This window comes from Prevotella amnii CRIS 21A-A (genome assembly GCF_000177355.1).
GTDB classification, from domain to species: Bacteria; Bacteroidota; Bacteroidia; order Bacteroidales; family Bacteroidaceae; genus Prevotella; species Prevotella amnii.
In genome coordinates this window covers 1-15,598 of the sequence record NZ_ADFQ01000093.1, presented here as the reverse complement: position 1 = coordinate 15,598, position 15,598 = coordinate 1, and the positions used below count along the sequence as shown (strand labels likewise).

Genomic DNA, 15,598 nt, shown 5'->3' with positions numbered 1-15,598 from the left:
AACATATTAATTACTTCATAAGATCATCTAATGCTGCAGCTGAATCTTTTAATGAGAAAATCAAAGCTTTCAGAGCATCACTAAGGGGTATTGTTGATGAAAAATTCTTTCTGTATAGACTTGCAAAGATTTATGCTTATCCCCACTAAATTTTCACCGAGCCGTTTTATATTCATTGTCCTTTATTTCTATTCAAAGTTTATTATATTTTTCAAAGCACTATGCTCTATCTAATCGATGTAATTCACATGATATAATATCTTCATTTGCAACTTTGTTACTTAATAACATATCAAATAGGACATCTCGTCCAATAAGTTTTACTCCTGTTCCATTCGCTAAATCTATGGCACTGGTAGTGAAAGAAGAATTGGACAGCAGCATTGGAATAAATTGGAAGCCATATTTATTTGAATAGTATTCACATCCACTTTTTGCCTCTTGAACACCTTGAATGCCAATAGGATTCTTTGAATGTTTTACTTGAATCGCATAATTTGTGTTTCCATTTAATGCTAACACATCAATGCCTTTGTCTCCACATTCCGATGTCAATATGGTCTTATAGCCCATTTTCTTGTATAAGGCAGCAATGAAAGCCTCGAACCTATAGTCGTTCATTATATCAACACTTTCTGCTTCCAAATAGTTGTTTTGGGACTTTTCTGCAGATTCTCCGATCAAACTTTCATAGAGTTCCTGTTGCTTTATCTCAGTTCTCACTGTTGGAAAGAGTGTGGCATCGGCAAGTTCGGCTTTCTTTGCCAATAAGGCATCTATGATAACATCAAAAGTCCTGAAATCTTTTGAAACAGACATCGGATAATATACATTTACATCTTTCTTCTGACCGATTCGATATGCCCTATCTGTTGCCTGCTGCTCTTTTGCTGGATTCCAAAAGCGACTATAATGTATTACATTATTAGCACCTGTTATATTCAGCCCCATGCCTGCAGCCAAAGGAGACATAATAATAATATTGAAGCCTTCCGCGTTTTGGAAATTATCAACAGTTTGCTGACGACTTAATTTCTGCGATTGAACCTTTGCTGTTGCAGGAGTTTCTCCATTAATAATACTGATATCCAAGTCATATCTGCGAAAAACAACATTTCGCAACAACCTCTGTGTATCTTTGTGGTCGGTGAATATTATAACTTTTTCGTTGTTTTTTCTTATTTTATCTAATATATTGATAGTTACCGATAATTTTGATGAGCTATTTATCAATTTGTCTATATCAATTTGAGAATAATCCACTACAGAAAGGTAAGGACTGTCGCATATTTGTCTAAAAGCTGTGATTACCTTAAACATCATTCCTTGTGGAGTTTTTCTACTCTGACGTGTGGCAACAACAGCATTTAATTCATCGCGATATAGCCGTTTCTGCAAGTCAGACATTTCCTGCTTCTTTTTGTATGTATGCTTGGGAGGCAAATCCTTTGCAACATCTGATTTTAAACGACGTTCGAAAAAGCGTCCTAACTTAGAGCGCAACTTTTTACCTAATTGCTCAATGTCTGTATCTTTGTCCTTTAATGGATTTTGATACAATTTAGCAAACTCTCTGGCATTTCCCAATAAACCAGGAATAGAGAAATCCATGATGCACCATAAATCAACAAGCGTATTCTCAACGGGTGTTCCTGTCATTGCTATTTTAAAATCAGCTTTCAATGCTTTCATAGAATTTGTAACCAAGGACCCAGGTGTCTTCGCTTTCTGTGCCTCGTCAAGCACAACAAAAGCATAGTCTACTGCACAGAAGTTGAATTGTCGATTTCTTACAGATTCATAATTTGTAAGTATCAAATCCAATGATTGCAACCATGATACGTCCTTGGGAGCAAATTTTTTTTTCAAGTCATTTGACATAACTATAGAAACTTGCATGAGAGTACCTACAAAAAACTTTTGGTATTCTCTTTGCCAATTTTCAAGCAAGGATATAGGAGCCACAATTAGGTATGGTTTATGAATATTTCCAACATTTTGCATCCTATGCCATTCTATAAAATACAAAATCTGCAAAGTCTTTCCTAAGCCCATATCATCAGCTAACAAGCAACCTTTATATTTATTCAAATATAAAAATTGTAACCATGCAACACCTTCTATTTGATGCTGCTTTAATTTGACGAATGAATTTAAGTTTGTGCATTCGTGAAAATTATAATGTTCAACAGTACAGGGCATATTTACACTTTGTTCACTATATCCTAACTCTTCTGCATTCTCCTCAATTATAAGTACTTCATTTTCTGATATTTTCTTCGTGCCTTTGGGAGAGTTAAACTTTGCTGTGTCCTTTTGATTGTAGCAATTCTCTTTTAGCTTTGTAATTTGCGGCAAGACTTCATTGACATTTAAAAGAGTATTCTCCCATTCGACACTCATTTTACCCTCTTTCAGAGCTTCTTGGACTTTTGACTCAAACTTTTCAATATCTTCCTTTTTAGGGAAAAATAGATTCTTCGATCCATTAACATTGTCATTAACCTTAATTCCTGGCACCCACTCACTCTTATACGGACAAATAAAAGAGTAATATTTAGGCTGATAAAGTCCTTTTTCAATGACTCTATCACTGTAAAACTCATGTATGTCAACTAAATTAGTGTCAAAGAAACTCTCAGGAGATTCCATAATTTTATTTATTGTGTCACGATCTGCTGTCTTTTCATATTTTTTTATTGTTTCCAATTGAACAACTTTATCATGATCAAATACTACATAAACACGTTTTCCTCCTATTTTCTTTAATTGATAGGTTCCTTTTACTTGCTCTTTTTTGTTGAAGCGTTCTGTAAACTGATAGGAATCTTCCGAGTCAATGGATGCTGACAAATGCATTTCATTATTATTATAGTCCAAAAGAACCTTTATTTTGTTAGGCACACAAACATCAGTGTCAGTGAGATAGCTGTCTAACTTAGCTGCCGCCAATTTAGACAAACCTTTTATATTGAAAAAGCGGATAAAGTTGTTGCTTTTGTCCTTTTCGCTTATATCTAGCGAATTAAATTTATGGATCGCATTGTATAAGGCAAATTGTTCTTTACTTAATAAATAAGTAGCCCCATCAACAACAACAAAACATCCTTTAACTTCGTAAGGCAATATACAACCTCCTGGGAAAAAACTATAGAAAGAAATTTTATAATTAAAATCACCTTGTGTAAGAGTAGAACCATTTGCTTCTACATACATATCATAAGGGTATTCATTAGGCAACCCTAATATTTTTCTCTCTATTTCATCCAATTGATAGATATTTTCGGGAGTAACTTCTACTGAGTTCTCCGTATATGTAGCCAACCCATTGTCGCACAATTCCATAAGGACACTCTTTTGAAGAATATCCCAGTCTTTGATTGCTACATTTTGCTCATTAAAAAATCTTACTATTTGCCTTGCCTCATCAAAACTATACATATTCGTTGCTTTTAATGTCTGGATATATAATTTGACAATCGATACTCCCATTCTCCAATATGAACCATACGCCCATAGTCGTTGTCGTATCCAGTCCAATAGGATGTGTCAATCAATTGATTCATATTCGTCTTTTTAAGACTATTTATACTTTGAATGGCAAAACAAGAAAACAGTTTAATTATAGGCAAGTTATGTTCTTGGTAAACATATAAAGCATTTCCTTTTTCTGAAAATTCTATATATATTTTACCTCTTATTTGCATTATAATTGCCGATGTATCACTCTTTGTGTTGTTTGTTCCCAATATAAACTTTCCATGTAGCAATTGCATCAAACGCATATCTGTACTCATAGTTTGTTTTGTTACACGAGAACCTGCTATTCTGATTTTCTCAATATCTTTTATATATTTTAGCCAAAATATTTTACGACGTGGGTCATATACGCACTTCTCAAAATATATACTGATATATTTTTCATTTGTCCAAATACGAATCAAATTCTGTGCTTCTTTCAACAAGTCGTGTCGCTCTGTTTCCACTTCAACAGGAAGCGACCATTTGGCATCGTTTTCACAATCACCGATTCTCTGTTTCGACAAGGATTCTAATGCTTCTTTCCAGGAAGTTGTGAGATTTTTCTTTCTTGCTATGAACAAAGGTATGACAGATTTATCTGTTAGCGAATTGTTGTGTAAATTCAGGACTTTATCTAATTCGTCATAACTAATACATTCATCAAATTTGTATTTGTAATATGAGTATATCACATCAGAAAAATACCTGTAAGTAATTTTTTGCTCGGACATACCCAAAACTTCTGTACACGAAAGAATTGGCTTCTTGTCAGATTTCAGCTTCACACCCAACATTATTGGTCCATTGTTTTCAAAATATTTGATATTGTCTCTGATGAATATGTATTTTGGATTCGTACCGTTATAGCTATTAAGTTTGTTCCTTAAGAAAGTCCTAATTTTACAGAAATTTTGAGATACAGGATTCCAAAACTGGAAAATATAATCTATCAATCCCCAATAAAAGCTGTTCTGCCACTTTCGGTCTAACGACTGCAATATATATGCTATCGCATTATTACTTTTTATCTCTGAAAGATAATAGCACAAAGCTCGCAGAACCTTCTTTTCATTCTTCATTGAAAGCTCTGGCAGAGATTCTTTTTTATTAATATATGCCAAAATAGGATTTATGTCAATAGATTTATCCACATCACTCCCTATTGCATCAATTTTATTTGATATTTTTTTGAGTTTAGAAATTTCATTTTCAACTCTATCTATCAAATTTGTATTGATGACATTCATACCCATTTTGGCGAATGTATCAGCCTTGAAATGGAAGTCTAACAAATCATTGATATTGTCCATATCTATTTTTCTCTTTTTATTGCTATTTCTTCAAGTTGCTTTTCGGCATTTGTCCTAATTTTAAACTCCACACGACGAGATCGGTCGGCATCCTCTTTACCGTCTTTTCCTATAATTGGATGACTTGAAGACAAACCATTAGCCGTAATGGCATACTTGGCCCACTCAAAATCTTTTCTTGTTATTTGATTTAGACAAAAAGCAAGAACACTCCTCGTTCTGTCTTGTGACAATTCCATATTATATATGTAACCACCCGAACTGTCCGTATGTCCTTCTATTCTTATCTCTTCAATATTGTCTTTGTACTGAGGTTTCGACAGCAAAGCCATATATCTTGGAAAGAAATCATGCAGAATTGCAGCAAAACGAGGTTTCAAATCAGTCTTATTATAGTCAAATAGCGTGGATGGTTCTTGAAAACGAACTGCCAATTCTGTAGAGTCAATAACGGCGTTCCAAACTTTCAAACTATCTTTAAACTCATGCTCCAAGTCTATATATAGCTGGGTCTTTATTTTTGCATAGTTCTTCGTTAGTGCACGGTCACTGTCTTCCTGCTTCTTGACTTGCAGCATCAAAGAAGAAAGTAGCAAAATAAAGATAAAAAGCAGCGAAGCCATTAAGTCACCTGTAGATTGGCTGAATGGATTACTGTCGTTTTCATCACTTTTAGCAAGCTTAATTTTCCTCATACTACTTTTCTTTCTTTATATATTCTATAGTGTCGTTAATCTCACTTACTAAATCACCCAAATGACTCGTTGCTTGCTGCAATTTGTTGATGCCGTCAGTTAAAGCTGATGAATATCCGTTCAGTACCGTCCTGGCACTCTGGCTCACGGTTGTGCTATATTGGTCAAGCCCAGTTTTAATATGGGCAAATATGCCAGACAATCCTTGCTGAATTATACCGAACTTGTTAGAATAATCTTCCAATGTATTCTTTGATAATTGTAAAGCACTGGTTATATTAGTAACAGTCGTAGATGACTTTTCTTGAACTTCTTTCAAACCACTAACATAGCTTTCCTGAGAATTCTTTATGCGAGTTGAAGCTTTATCCATATTATTGGTCACTCCTTGCAGACTTACAACAAGAGAAACAAGAGCATTCTTAGTCTCTTTTATCTGAACCATAGAACCTTGTACTTCCTTAACGGTTGTATTCAAAGTGTCAACCATGTCATTAAAGTTAGCTATTAGAACATCCGTTTGTGACGAAATTTGCTGATGTGATTCCTCCATTCGACTATATTGAGAAGCAGCCCTCTCAACCAAATCTTTATTCGAGTTGGCAGATTGTTCTACTATCTTTTTAACGGCCGACTCCAAGTCTTCTATTGTAGTATGAATACCGCCAAAAGCCACTGCCAATTGCTCTGACATATTTTTCATTTGCGCAGGTAAATCAAACAATGAATCACTTGCTTTGGCAAGGTTCTCGGTTAATGATGTCAAGTTTGAAGTTGCGGAGCCAGACAATTCTGTACCAAACTTCTCCATCAGATCATTCATGCTGGCTTTCAATTCATCAACAATAGTGTGGGTCATATCCTCAGCAGGAGACTGTATGGAAGTTTTAAGCATATCCAATTTGTCGCTTAATGTCGTGACAAATTTCTCTATTATAGGAATAACCTTCTCATTAATGTTATCAGATAACTTTTCGTCCAATGCATCAGACAAGTCATCAACTAGAGTTCCCATAAAACCTGTTTGCTTGTGTGTCTCTGCATACATATCTCGCACTGCATTGCTGAGATATACATTATTTCCTTGCTCATCTTTAAATGAAAGATAAGCAGCCAAGAAATCATTTTCGGACAAATAGTATTTCTTGTTAAGAATATAGCATATGTTGTCAAGATATTTTTCAAAAGTATTCATCAATCGCTTTTCTTGAAAAATGTAATAGCAGGAAAATCCCATTCCAAATAACGATGTCAAGAAAGCAGTACCCATACCTCCTAAAAGTGATTGAATACTACCTTGAATAGCTTCGCTTGAGTCAGAATGGAATCCCAGTATACCTAATGTCAAGCCTAAGAATGTTCCTAACAATCCCAAGCCTACCAAAATTCCTGATGCCGAGGCTATCTGTTTTTGATTAATAGAAAGGATATTGAATACATTATCTTTTGAAAAAAACTCTTCGGCATAATCTCTCGTAGAATTCTTCTCATTTATATTTATAAAGCTATCTTGATAACTTTTGTAGATTTCACTTAGTTTGTCATGATCTTTTAAAAATGTTTCTATACCTTACTGGTCTTGCTCTGGAAACAAATCTAAAAATTTTTTATTCAATGTTTTTAAATCTTTGCGATAAAACACATAAGCACCTACTATCGCCATACAAAAAAGGAGTGTGACAGTATTTAAAAACCAAGATGAAGCTATTAAGTTATATATAATTTGCATAACCTTATTGTTTTATGTGTATTTATTATTTATAAATTCCATTTGCCTTTGTGTATTTACGATATTATTAAGATTGCTTTTCTATCGGCCAAAACAAATCCTGTATCTCAACATTCAAATATTTAGCGATCTCTATCAGTGTCTCGACATTCGGCTGTATGGTGTTGGTACACCACTTTGAGACGGTTGCAGGATCTTTACCCAATTGTTCAGCGAGCCATTTGTTGGTTCGTTTCTTTTCAGCCAGGACGACCTTTAGTCTGTTTATATCTTTACTCATATTTGTGTATAATTATTTGGAAAGAACAAAAGTAGTGATTTCCTGTTAGAATAACGAATAATAGTGTTGAATTATTATGTAAGATAGTGATTTTTATGATCAATAGATGATATATATGTCAATTTATAGAATATGTTGGCTAATCTATCTGACTATAGGGTATCATTTGATGACTCATAATATGGGCGATGTCAAGTGAAATGCAATGAAATTATGAGAAATATGGATTAAAACAACATAAACTTTGCCAATAACAACAAATTAGCGACGAATTATGTTGGCAATTTTATAAAAACAAAAAGCCTAACTGCTCATTTCTAAGCAGTTAGGACTCTGTGTGGTGCGCCTGATAGGACTCGAACCTACACGTCGCGAAACACTAGATCCTAAGTCTAGCGCGTCTACCAATTTCGCCACAGGCGCATTCTTATATTTTGTGCAAAGGTATATACTTTAAGTTAAACTACCAAAAGTTTTAAAGTATTTTTGTAGTATTATTTTCATTTGTTCTCTATTATGATATAGCTATTTTTCGTGCATATTCTATTATGGTATCTTTGCCTTTTTGTAAATCTAAGATATTAATATTTACTTTATAATCAGGCTCTATGCCAAATTCTGTTGTTATTTTATTACGGTCAAATATAGGAGCAGCAGAGAAGCGAATACCCCATCCATTAGGGAGTTCTGAAGAAAAAGGCAAGCCAGCTCCACCACCTGTACGATCACCAACAATAATCGCATTTTTAATGCATTTCATATATTTTACAAACTCATTAGCAGCAGAGTATACACTACGATTGGTAAGTATTATAACAGTTTTTTGCCATCGTATACCTTTGCTTGGTTTAAGGATTTGTTTTTCTAATATAGAAAAGTCTGTATGTCCCGGTCCTGTTTTATGTTGCATATATCCAACTAATATATCTTTATTTGTAAAACGTGCTGCGAGCTGTTCGGCTGCAGTAATATTACCACCACTATTATTACGAAGATCAATTATTAGTGCATGGGTTGGTTGCATATATAGTAAAATTTCATCTAAGTTTCCTGCGCCAAAGGTTGTTTGAAATGTAGAGCATCGTAAGTATCCTATATTATCATTAAGGATAGTGTATGACATTCCGTTAACTATACGATAATTATGTCCAAGGTATTTACGTTCTAATGACTTATAAAAATTTTGTGGATATTCCTCATACCATGACCAATAGCGACCTATATTGAAAGAAGAGTAGAGATTAACATGTCCATCTTTTAGTTCTGATAGCATATTTGTCATAACTTCAAACAGCTGCCCATTAGTCATCTCTTCATTAATCTGTTTTATATACTTTGTATGTATTTTATTCCAATCTATTTGTTTTTCTTGAAAAAAACAATAATGTTCATCTATAATTTTCCATAAAGCTTCAAAGTTACCGTGTGCATTATTATTATATATATCATTTCTAACACATGCTGTAAGTGTAAGTATGCTTATTAAAAAAAAAGAAGATAATATTTTTGTATGTTTCATTATGGTATTATTTTTACAAGATTAAATTTTTTCACTAATCCTATTATAAACAAATTACTCCACGAATGATACTTTAAACCATTTAGTTTTGTTTGTTGGATATCAAGAGCATATCCTAAGCGTATAGTAGTATGATGAATAGTATAATCAGCGCTAATATATTGGCGTGTAGACGGAGCAGAGATGAGAGTAGTAAATACTATATTATTATCATAGTTTTTTTTTGAAAATATTTCATAATAACTCTGTCCATAATTTGGTGTAAAGGCTAATCCTATAATTGAAGTTTGTCCCTCGTATCGTAAAAGTATAGGATGTCCTTTTATATGAAGCAGGTAATTTATAATGATATTAGGTGCTATATTAACATTAATGTATGCTTGTGCAGGGTTATTGCTATTACGGATATTATATAAAGCTCCCAAGTTGGTATCTATTCCACCACCAATCTTCATTGTTAATTTACCTTTTCCTATAGTAAAATCTAATAGTTTATAGTGTATATTGTATTGAAAATTATACCAACTACCAAGTTCGCTATTAACATTAGTTCTATTATGTAAATATAAAAAATGGATTTGATGTACTAATTCTCTTGCTATATTACTTCCATTATCACGTTCTGTTAGTGAGAAGTATCGAAACTCTTTGCCATTATATTCTTCTGGCGATAAATAAGTATCTAACACATTTACCTTACCAATACCAATCATTTTAGAATTGGTGATAATCTTATTATTGTATAAAGAGTCTTGTGCAAAAACATGAATATTCATTAATAGTATTATAGTTAATAACCATAATCTCCTTATTATAAGATTATTCTGCATCATCTTTATTAATATTATCGAATAAATTAAGCTGTCCTGCAATCTCATCTATTATTTCTTGTTTACTTTTTCCTGCATCAGGATCAAGATTTTCTATAGAATGATGTGTATGTGTTGCATTGTTTTTATTGTTATTTTCTTCATTTAAGAAGCGTAAGGGTGTTAATTCTTTTATACTTTCCACGTTCAAAGTAGTTATACGTTTTCCTTTAGCTTTAAATCCTTTTATTCCAACAAATTGCTCTGCATCTATTTCTTGAGTGCCTTTAATAGCATCATCTCCACCATAAGTAATTTGAATGCGAGGATAAGCAGTATCTGTAAGTAATACTAATTTACTATTATTATTACCTATAAAACTTTGTTTCCGTTTATTGCTTTCCATTTGAAAGCGCTTTAAATATGGATAACCTTTATTGTCTGCGTCAAAAATAACAGCAGTCCAGATTTTATCTGCGTCAAATTTCTCTATTTTTGCTATATTATCCTCATAATGGTTAGTAGCTTCAAAGGATGAAACATAGAAATAGCCATCATTAAGTATTATTAGAATCTGGTCTTGATCATTAAACTCTCCTATGTAGTTACCATGCTCTTCATAATTAATGCGATTAACATCAGGATCAAACCATACTTTTCTGCCTCCTAAAGTAGAGTGTCCATGACTTTTTAAAGATATGCGGTGTACGCTTTCTTTTGTGAGAATATTTCCTTTGGCATCACGTCCCTTAATTGCTATTTGTGAAAAGTCACGTTCTAAGAAGATATTTTGTTTCTTTTTATCAAAGTTTGGATTTAGCGTTACTTTTATAATTTCTGCTTCACCATTAGCATTGGCAGTGAAGTAAACTACGCGTGAACCAGGTGTTCCTGTTGTGATGTCATACTCTTTGTCTCGTGTTATAGATGTAACATTAAATCGTTTTATATAGTAAATTCCTGTTTTACCATCTTTGTAAACAGTATTATAAATAGTGCGTTTATCATTCTTTTTAAATACTTGGAGATGCAATATGTTTTTACCAACAAATACTTTATCAGCTACACGGATAACTTTATATTTTCCGTCTCGATAAAAAATAATAATGTCATCGAGGTCAGAGCAGTTTTGAACAAATTCAGATTTCTTTAATCCTGTCCCTATAAATCCACTTGAGCGGTCTATGTATAGTTTTTCATTAGCATCTATTACTTTAGAAGCGATAATGGTGTCAAAGTTTTTTATCTCTGTTTTACGAATATGTTCTTTGCCGTATTTACCTTTTAAATGCTTAAACCATTCTATGGTAACACGTGTCATTTCGCTTAGATCTTTATCTATTTCTGCTATTTCTGCTTTTATTTTAATAATAACGTCATCAGCTTTATCTTTATTAAATTTTAAGATGCGTTGCATCTTTATTTCTAATAAATGAATAATATCCTCACGTGTAACTTCACGTATAAAGTGCTTTTTAAATGGTTCTATTTTAGAATCAACGAAAGCAACGACTTCTTTGAGATCTTTAGCGGTTTCAAATTTATGTTCTTTATATATTCGTTCTTCTATAAAAATGCGTTCTAAAGAATTATAAAAAAGCTGTTCTTCTAATTCATGTTTGCGTATTTCTAATTCTTGTTTCAAAAGTTCCCTTGTATGATCTACTGAATGTTTTAGAACGTCTGATATGGTGAGAAAATGAGGTTTGTTATTTTCTATTACACAGCAATTGGGTGAAATACTTATTTCACAATCGGTAAAAGCATATAGTGCGTCAATAGTCTTGTCGCTAGACGTGTTAGGAGAAAGATGCAGATGTATTTCTACTTCTGAAGCTGTCATATCTTCTACCTTACGAATTTTTATTTTACCTTTTTCTATTGCTTTTGTTATTGATTCTTGTATGGAACTGGCCGTTTTGGTGAAAGGTACTTCACGAATGACAAGTGTTTTGTGGTCGAGCTTTTCTATTTTTGCTCTTATCTTTAAAGTGCCTCCACGTTGTCCATTATTATATTTAGAAACATCAATACTTCCCCCTGTAGCAAAGTCGGGATAAATACTAAAATCTTTACCTTTAAGATATGAAATTGCAGCAGAGCATATTTCGTTTAAGTTATGAGGAAGTATTTTTGAAGATAAACCTACAGCTATACCTTCAGCTCCTTGTGCTAAAAGTAATGGAAATTTTACAGGTAGTGTGATAGGTTCTTTGTTACGTCCATCGTAAGACTGTTGCCAATTAGTTGTTTTAGGATTAAAAACTGTCTCGAGAGCAAATTTAGATAAACGGGCTTCTATGTATCGTGGAGCAGCAGCACGATCTCCTGTAAGAATATTCCCCCAATTGCCTTGTGTGTCTATAAGCAAGTCTTTTTGTCCCAATTGCACTAAAGCATCGCCTATAGAAGCATCTCCATGTGGGTGAAACTGCATGGTATGACCAACAATATTTGCTACCTTGTTATATCTTCCATCATCCATACGCTTCATAGAGTGTAAGATGCGTCGTTGAACAGGCTTTAATCCATCTTCAATATTGGGTACAGCTCGCTCTAAGATGACATAGCTTGCATAATCTAAGAACCAGTTTTTATACATTCCTGATAGGTGATGTACAGCAGATGCATCAAACCTATCGGTTGGATTATAATTGGAATGTCTTTTACATTCTGCCTCTTCAGCTCCTATATACTCTAAATTAGAGTCTTTTATCTCATCGTCCATATATGCTTAAAAGTTGAAATTCAGCTTTTTTGTTAACTTTCTTATTTTGCAAATTTAAGAAAAAAAGAGCATAAAAACAAACTAAGAAGAATATGATATAATATTGATATAACGATTTTGTTTTAGCTCAGAATAAAAAAACGAAAAAAATTTTGATAGTTTATAGAAAAAACTTATCTTTGCACTCGGTTTAGCCGCAATGGTGGAATTGGTAGACACGAGGGACTTAAAATCCCTTGGCCAGAAATGGCTGTGCGGGTTCGAGTCCCGCTCGCGGCACTAACCTTTTAATTTTCTTTGTAGATGAAACGAATAGCATTTTTATTTTTTACTGTATTGCTGTTGGTTTCTTGCGGTACCAAAAGTGGCTACTTCAAGATAAAAGGTCGTTTCCTACATATTAATTCTGGTGAGCTTTATGTTTATAGTCCTGATGGTGGGATAGAAGGTCTTGATACTATAAAAATAGAAGCAGGACGCTTTGCATATGAAATACCATGTAATAAGCCTTCTACCTTAATAATTATATTTCCAAACTTTTCTACTCAGCCTGTTTTTGCAGAAGAAGGGAAATCTGTAGAAATAAAAGCAGATGCTTCTCATCTGAAGGAGATGGATGTAAGTGGTACTAAGTCAAATGAGTTAATGACAAAGTTTCGTAAACAAATAGCATCATCATCACCCCCTGAGATTTTAAAATATGTAGTACAATTTGTGAAAGATTACCCAGAGTCTATAGTTAGTGTTTATCTTGTCAGGAAATATTTTATCACAACAGAGGAACCAGATTATAAAAAAGCCTTGACATTGGTGGATTTGATGCTTAGAAATCAACCTAATAATATTACTTTAATAGGTTTGAAGCAAATGTTATTAGCTCAGAAAGAAATAATTTTAAGGAATGCTATACCTTATTTTAAAGAGCATGATATAAGCGGGAATATGGTTACAACTGCAGACTTGAAAGGGAAAACTGCAATTGTGAACGTTTGGGCTTCATGGAGCTTTGAAAGTATGGATCTTCAGAGGGTTATTAACGAAGCTGTAAAAAAACATAAGATAAAGGCTATTGGAATTTGTGTAGATCCTGATGCAAAGGTTTGCAAACAAATACTTAAAACAGATGGAATACAGTTTTCAAACATATGTGATGGTAATATGCTTGAAACAAAACTACTTAAGATTTTTAATCTAAGTAATATACCTGGAAATGTAATTATTCGTAATGGACGTATTGTTGAACGTGATATAACGGCAAATACCATCCGACAACGTTTATCAGAAAATAAACTTTAAATGCTTGTAAAAACTTTTTGTGCAGCTGTAAATGGTATGGAAGTTACAACCGTAACAGTTGAAGTAAGTATTACTCGTGGTGTGTTATTTCATCTTACAGGGCTTGCCGATGCAGCAGTGAAAGAGAGTCATGACCGTATTGCTGCTGCTTTATTAAATAATGGCTATAAATTTCCAGTTGCTGATATTACGGCAAATCTTGCTCCTGCTGATATTAAGAAAGAAGGAGCAAGCTTTGATTTACCATTGGCTATTGCGTTATTAGCTGCTAATAATAAGATAAAGTGTGATAAGCTATCAGAGTATATGCTTGTAGGAGAACTTAGTCTTGATGGGCTATTACAGCCAGTGAAGGGTATTTTACCGATAGCAATTAAGGCAAGAAAGCAAAAATTTAAAGGTATTATAGTGCCTAAAGCAAATGAAAGGGAAGCAGCTGTAGTTGATACTCTTGAAGTATATGGTATGGATAATATCTTAGAAGTTATCAATTTTCTTAATGATACGTCATCTCCAGACCCTTGTATAGTAGATACACGTAAAGAGTTTTATGAACATCAATATGAATTTGAACTTGATTTTGCAGACGTACGAGGGCAAGAAAATGTAAAACGCGCTTTAGAAGTTGCTGCAGCTGGAGGGCATAATCTTATCATGATAGGTCCACCAGGTAGTGGAAAAAGTATGATGGCTAAGCGTTTGCCATCTATCTTACCACCATTATCATTGTCAGAAAGTCTTGAAACAACGCAAATACATTCAATAGCAGGTAAATTGCAGCGTAATAGTGGATTAATAACTCAGCGTCCTTTCAGAAGTCCGCATCACACTATTTCAGAAGCAGCTTTGGTAGGTGGTGGTACTAATCCTATGCCGGGAGAGATTACGTTATCACATCATGGTGTTTTGTTTTGTGACGAATTACCAGAGTTTTCTAAACATACTTTAGAGGTATTACGCCAGCCTTTGGAGGATAGAATTATAACTATCTCGCGAGCAAAATATACAGTTACTTACCCATGCAGCTTTATGTTTGTGGCAAGTATGAACCCTTGTCCATGTGGATATTATGGAGACCCTACTCATCATTGTGTTTGCTCGCCCGGACAGATACAAAAATATTTAGCAAAAATATCTGGACCACTGCTTGATCGCATTGATATACAATGTGAAATAGCTCCTATTCCTTTTAAAGATATTTCACAAGCAAAACAAGGCGAACCGAGTAAGACTATTAGAGAAAGAGTTATTTTAGCACGAGAGATGCAGACAGAGCGTTTTAAGGACTATTCGCATATCCATTGTAATGCTCAAATGTCAGAGCGTATGATACATGAATTTGCTGAGCCTGATGAGGAATCGTTAGATTTATTGCGTGTTGCTATGGAACATCTTAAGTTATCTGCCCGTGCTTATAATAGGATATTAAAAGTGGCGCGAACTATAGCAGATCTTGACAGTAGTCCTAAAGTAAAAACGCAGCATATAGCAGAGGCTATAGGTTATCGCAGTTTAGATCGTGGTGATTGGGCTGAAAGAGGAGTATAATACTTATAAACAAAAATAAATCCCTAAGTTTTTTATCTTAGGGATTTATTTTTTTATATTATTTTATATTATTTTATTTTGAAATGCCATTCTATGTTTTTTTCTTTCATTTCATTATTATTTACCCCAGTTCGGGTTAAGTCGTCTATATTTTGATAAGTT

General features: G+C 33.6%; 11 protein-coding genes and 2 tRNA genes. 4 read left to right on the top strand and 9 right to left on the bottom strand.

Going from position 1 to position 15,598, the window contains the following annotated elements:
• The coding region (locus HMPREF9018_RS10785; protein WP_198506732.1) for a transposase at window positions 1–149 on the top strand (149 nt) is incomplete at its 5' end.
• 70 nt (window positions 150–219) lie between these two features.
• Here HMPREF9018_RS10785 and HMPREF9018_RS08950 read toward each other — a convergent pair.
• The 9 genes from HMPREF9018_RS08950 to HMPREF9018_RS08910 all read right to left on the bottom strand — a co-directional run bounded on the left by HMPREF9018_RS08950 (window position 220) and on the right by HMPREF9018_RS08910 (window position 12,592).
• Window positions 220–3,441 carry an SNF2-related protein gene (locus HMPREF9018_RS08950; protein ID WP_050773473.1) on the bottom strand — a complete coding sequence of 1,074 codons (3,222 nt, stop codon included), beginning with the start codon at window positions 3,439–3,441 and terminating at the stop codon, window positions 220–222.
• A gap of 11 nt (window positions 3,442–3,452) precedes the next feature.
• Complete coding sequence (locus tag HMPREF9018_RS08945) at window positions 3,453–4,832, bottom strand: EH signature domain-containing protein (RefSeq protein ID WP_008450711.1); 1,380 nt, start codon at window positions 4,830–4,832, stop codon at window positions 3,453–3,455.
• A 2-nt stretch (window positions 4,833–4,834) separates the two neighbouring features.
• The gene (locus tag HMPREF9018_RS08940; RefSeq protein ID WP_008450720.1) at window positions 4,835–5,527 is read right to left on the bottom strand and encodes an OmpA family protein; all 693 of its coding nucleotides are present in this window, start codon (window positions 5,525–5,527) and stop codon (window positions 4,835–4,837) included.
• A 1-nt stretch (window position 5,528) separates the two neighbouring features.
• The gene (locus tag HMPREF9018_RS08935) at window positions 5,529–6,911 is read right to left on the bottom strand and encodes a hypothetical protein (RefSeq protein WP_008450715.1); all 1,383 of its coding nucleotides are present in this window, start codon (window positions 6,909–6,911) and stop codon (window positions 5,529–5,531) included.
• A 412-nt stretch (window positions 6,912–7,323) separates the two neighbouring features.
• The gene (locus tag HMPREF9018_RS08930) at window positions 7,324–7,536 is read right to left on the bottom strand and encodes a helix-turn-helix transcriptional regulator (protein WP_039864791.1); all 213 of its coding nucleotides are present in this window, start codon (window positions 7,534–7,536) and stop codon (window positions 7,324–7,326) included.
• Window positions 7,537–7,874: 338 nt separating this feature from the next.
• Window positions 7,875–7,959, bottom strand: a tRNA-Leu gene (locus HMPREF9018_RS08925).
• Window positions 7,960–8,050: 91 nt separating this feature from the next.
• The gene (locus HMPREF9018_RS08920; protein ID WP_008450706.1) at window positions 8,051–9,055 is read right to left on the bottom strand and encodes a S41 family peptidase; all 1,005 of its coding nucleotides are present in this window, start codon (window positions 9,053–9,055) and stop codon (window positions 8,051–8,053) included.
• A complete protein-coding gene (locus HMPREF9018_RS08915) occupies window positions 9,055–9,888 on the bottom strand; it encodes a DUF3316 domain-containing protein (RefSeq protein WP_039864790.1) in 834 nt (277 codons plus the stop codon). The genes HMPREF9018_RS08920 and HMPREF9018_RS08915 overlap by 1 nt, the downstream gene beginning before the upstream one ends.
• Window positions 9,875–12,592 (bottom strand): DNA gyrase/topoisomerase IV subunit A, encoded by a 2,718-nt coding sequence (locus tag HMPREF9018_RS08910; RefSeq protein WP_008450712.1) that lies wholly within the window; start codon window positions 12,590–12,592, stop codon window positions 9,875–9,877. Before HMPREF9018_RS08910 ends, HMPREF9018_RS08915 begins: the two co-directional genes overlap by 14 nt.
• 193 nt (window positions 12,593–12,785) lie before the next feature.
• Between HMPREF9018_RS08910 and HMPREF9018_RS08905 the strand changes: the two genes are divergently transcribed.
• The 3 genes from HMPREF9018_RS08905 to HMPREF9018_RS08895 all read left to right on the top strand — a co-directional run bounded on the left by HMPREF9018_RS08905 (window position 12,786) and on the right by HMPREF9018_RS08895 (window position 15,436).
• Window positions 12,786–12,871, top strand: a tRNA-Leu gene (locus HMPREF9018_RS08905).
• Window positions 12,872–12,895: 24 nt separating this feature from the next.
• The gene (locus HMPREF9018_RS08900; RefSeq protein WP_008450718.1) at window positions 12,896–13,888 is read left to right on the top strand and encodes a TlpA disulfide reductase family protein; all 993 of its coding nucleotides are present in this window, start codon (window positions 12,896–12,898) and stop codon (window positions 13,886–13,888) included.
• A complete protein-coding gene (locus tag HMPREF9018_RS08895; RefSeq protein WP_008450709.1) occupies window positions 13,889–15,436 on the top strand; it encodes a YifB family Mg chelatase-like AAA ATPase in 1,548 nt (515 codons plus the stop codon).
• The last annotated feature ends 162 nt before the right edge of the window (window positions 15,437–15,598 follow it).

What these genes read in the sequence shown, in the direction of transcription:
- HMPREF9018_RS08950 (WP_050773473.1), bottom strand. Translation starts at nt 3,441, where the DNA reads ATGTATAGTTTTGATGAGGCAAGGCAAATAGTAAGATTTTTTAATGAG.
- HMPREF9018_RS08945 (WP_008450711.1), bottom strand. Translation starts at nt 4,832, where the DNA reads ATGGACAATATCAATGATTTGTTAGACTTCCATTTCAAGGCTGATACA.
- HMPREF9018_RS08940 (WP_008450720.1), bottom strand. Translation starts at nt 5,527, where the DNA reads ATGAGGAAAATTAAGCTTGCTAAAAGTGATGAAAACGACAGTAATCCA.
- HMPREF9018_RS08930 (WP_039864791.1), bottom strand. Translation starts at nt 7,536, where the DNA reads ATGAGTAAAGATATAAACAGACTAAAGGTCGTCCTGGCTGAAAAGAAA.
- HMPREF9018_RS08920 (WP_008450706.1), bottom strand. Translation starts at nt 9,055, where the DNA reads ATGAAACATACAAAAATATTATCTTCTTTTTTTTTAATAAGCATACTT.
- HMPREF9018_RS08915 (WP_039864790.1), bottom strand. Translation starts at nt 9,888, where the DNA reads ATGATGCAGAATAATCTTATAATAAGGAGATTATGGTTATTAACTATA.
- HMPREF9018_RS08910 (WP_008450712.1), bottom strand. Translation starts at nt 12,592, where the DNA reads ATGGACGATGAGATAAAAGACTCTAATTTAGAGTATATAGGAGCTGAA.
- HMPREF9018_RS08900 (WP_008450718.1), top strand. Translation starts at nt 12,896, where the DNA reads ATGAAACGAATAGCATTTTTATTTTTTACTGTATTGCTGTTGGTTTCT.
- HMPREF9018_RS08895 (WP_008450709.1), top strand. Translation starts at nt 13,889, where the DNA reads ATGCTTGTAAAAACTTTTTGTGCAGCTGTAAATGGTATGGAAGTTACA.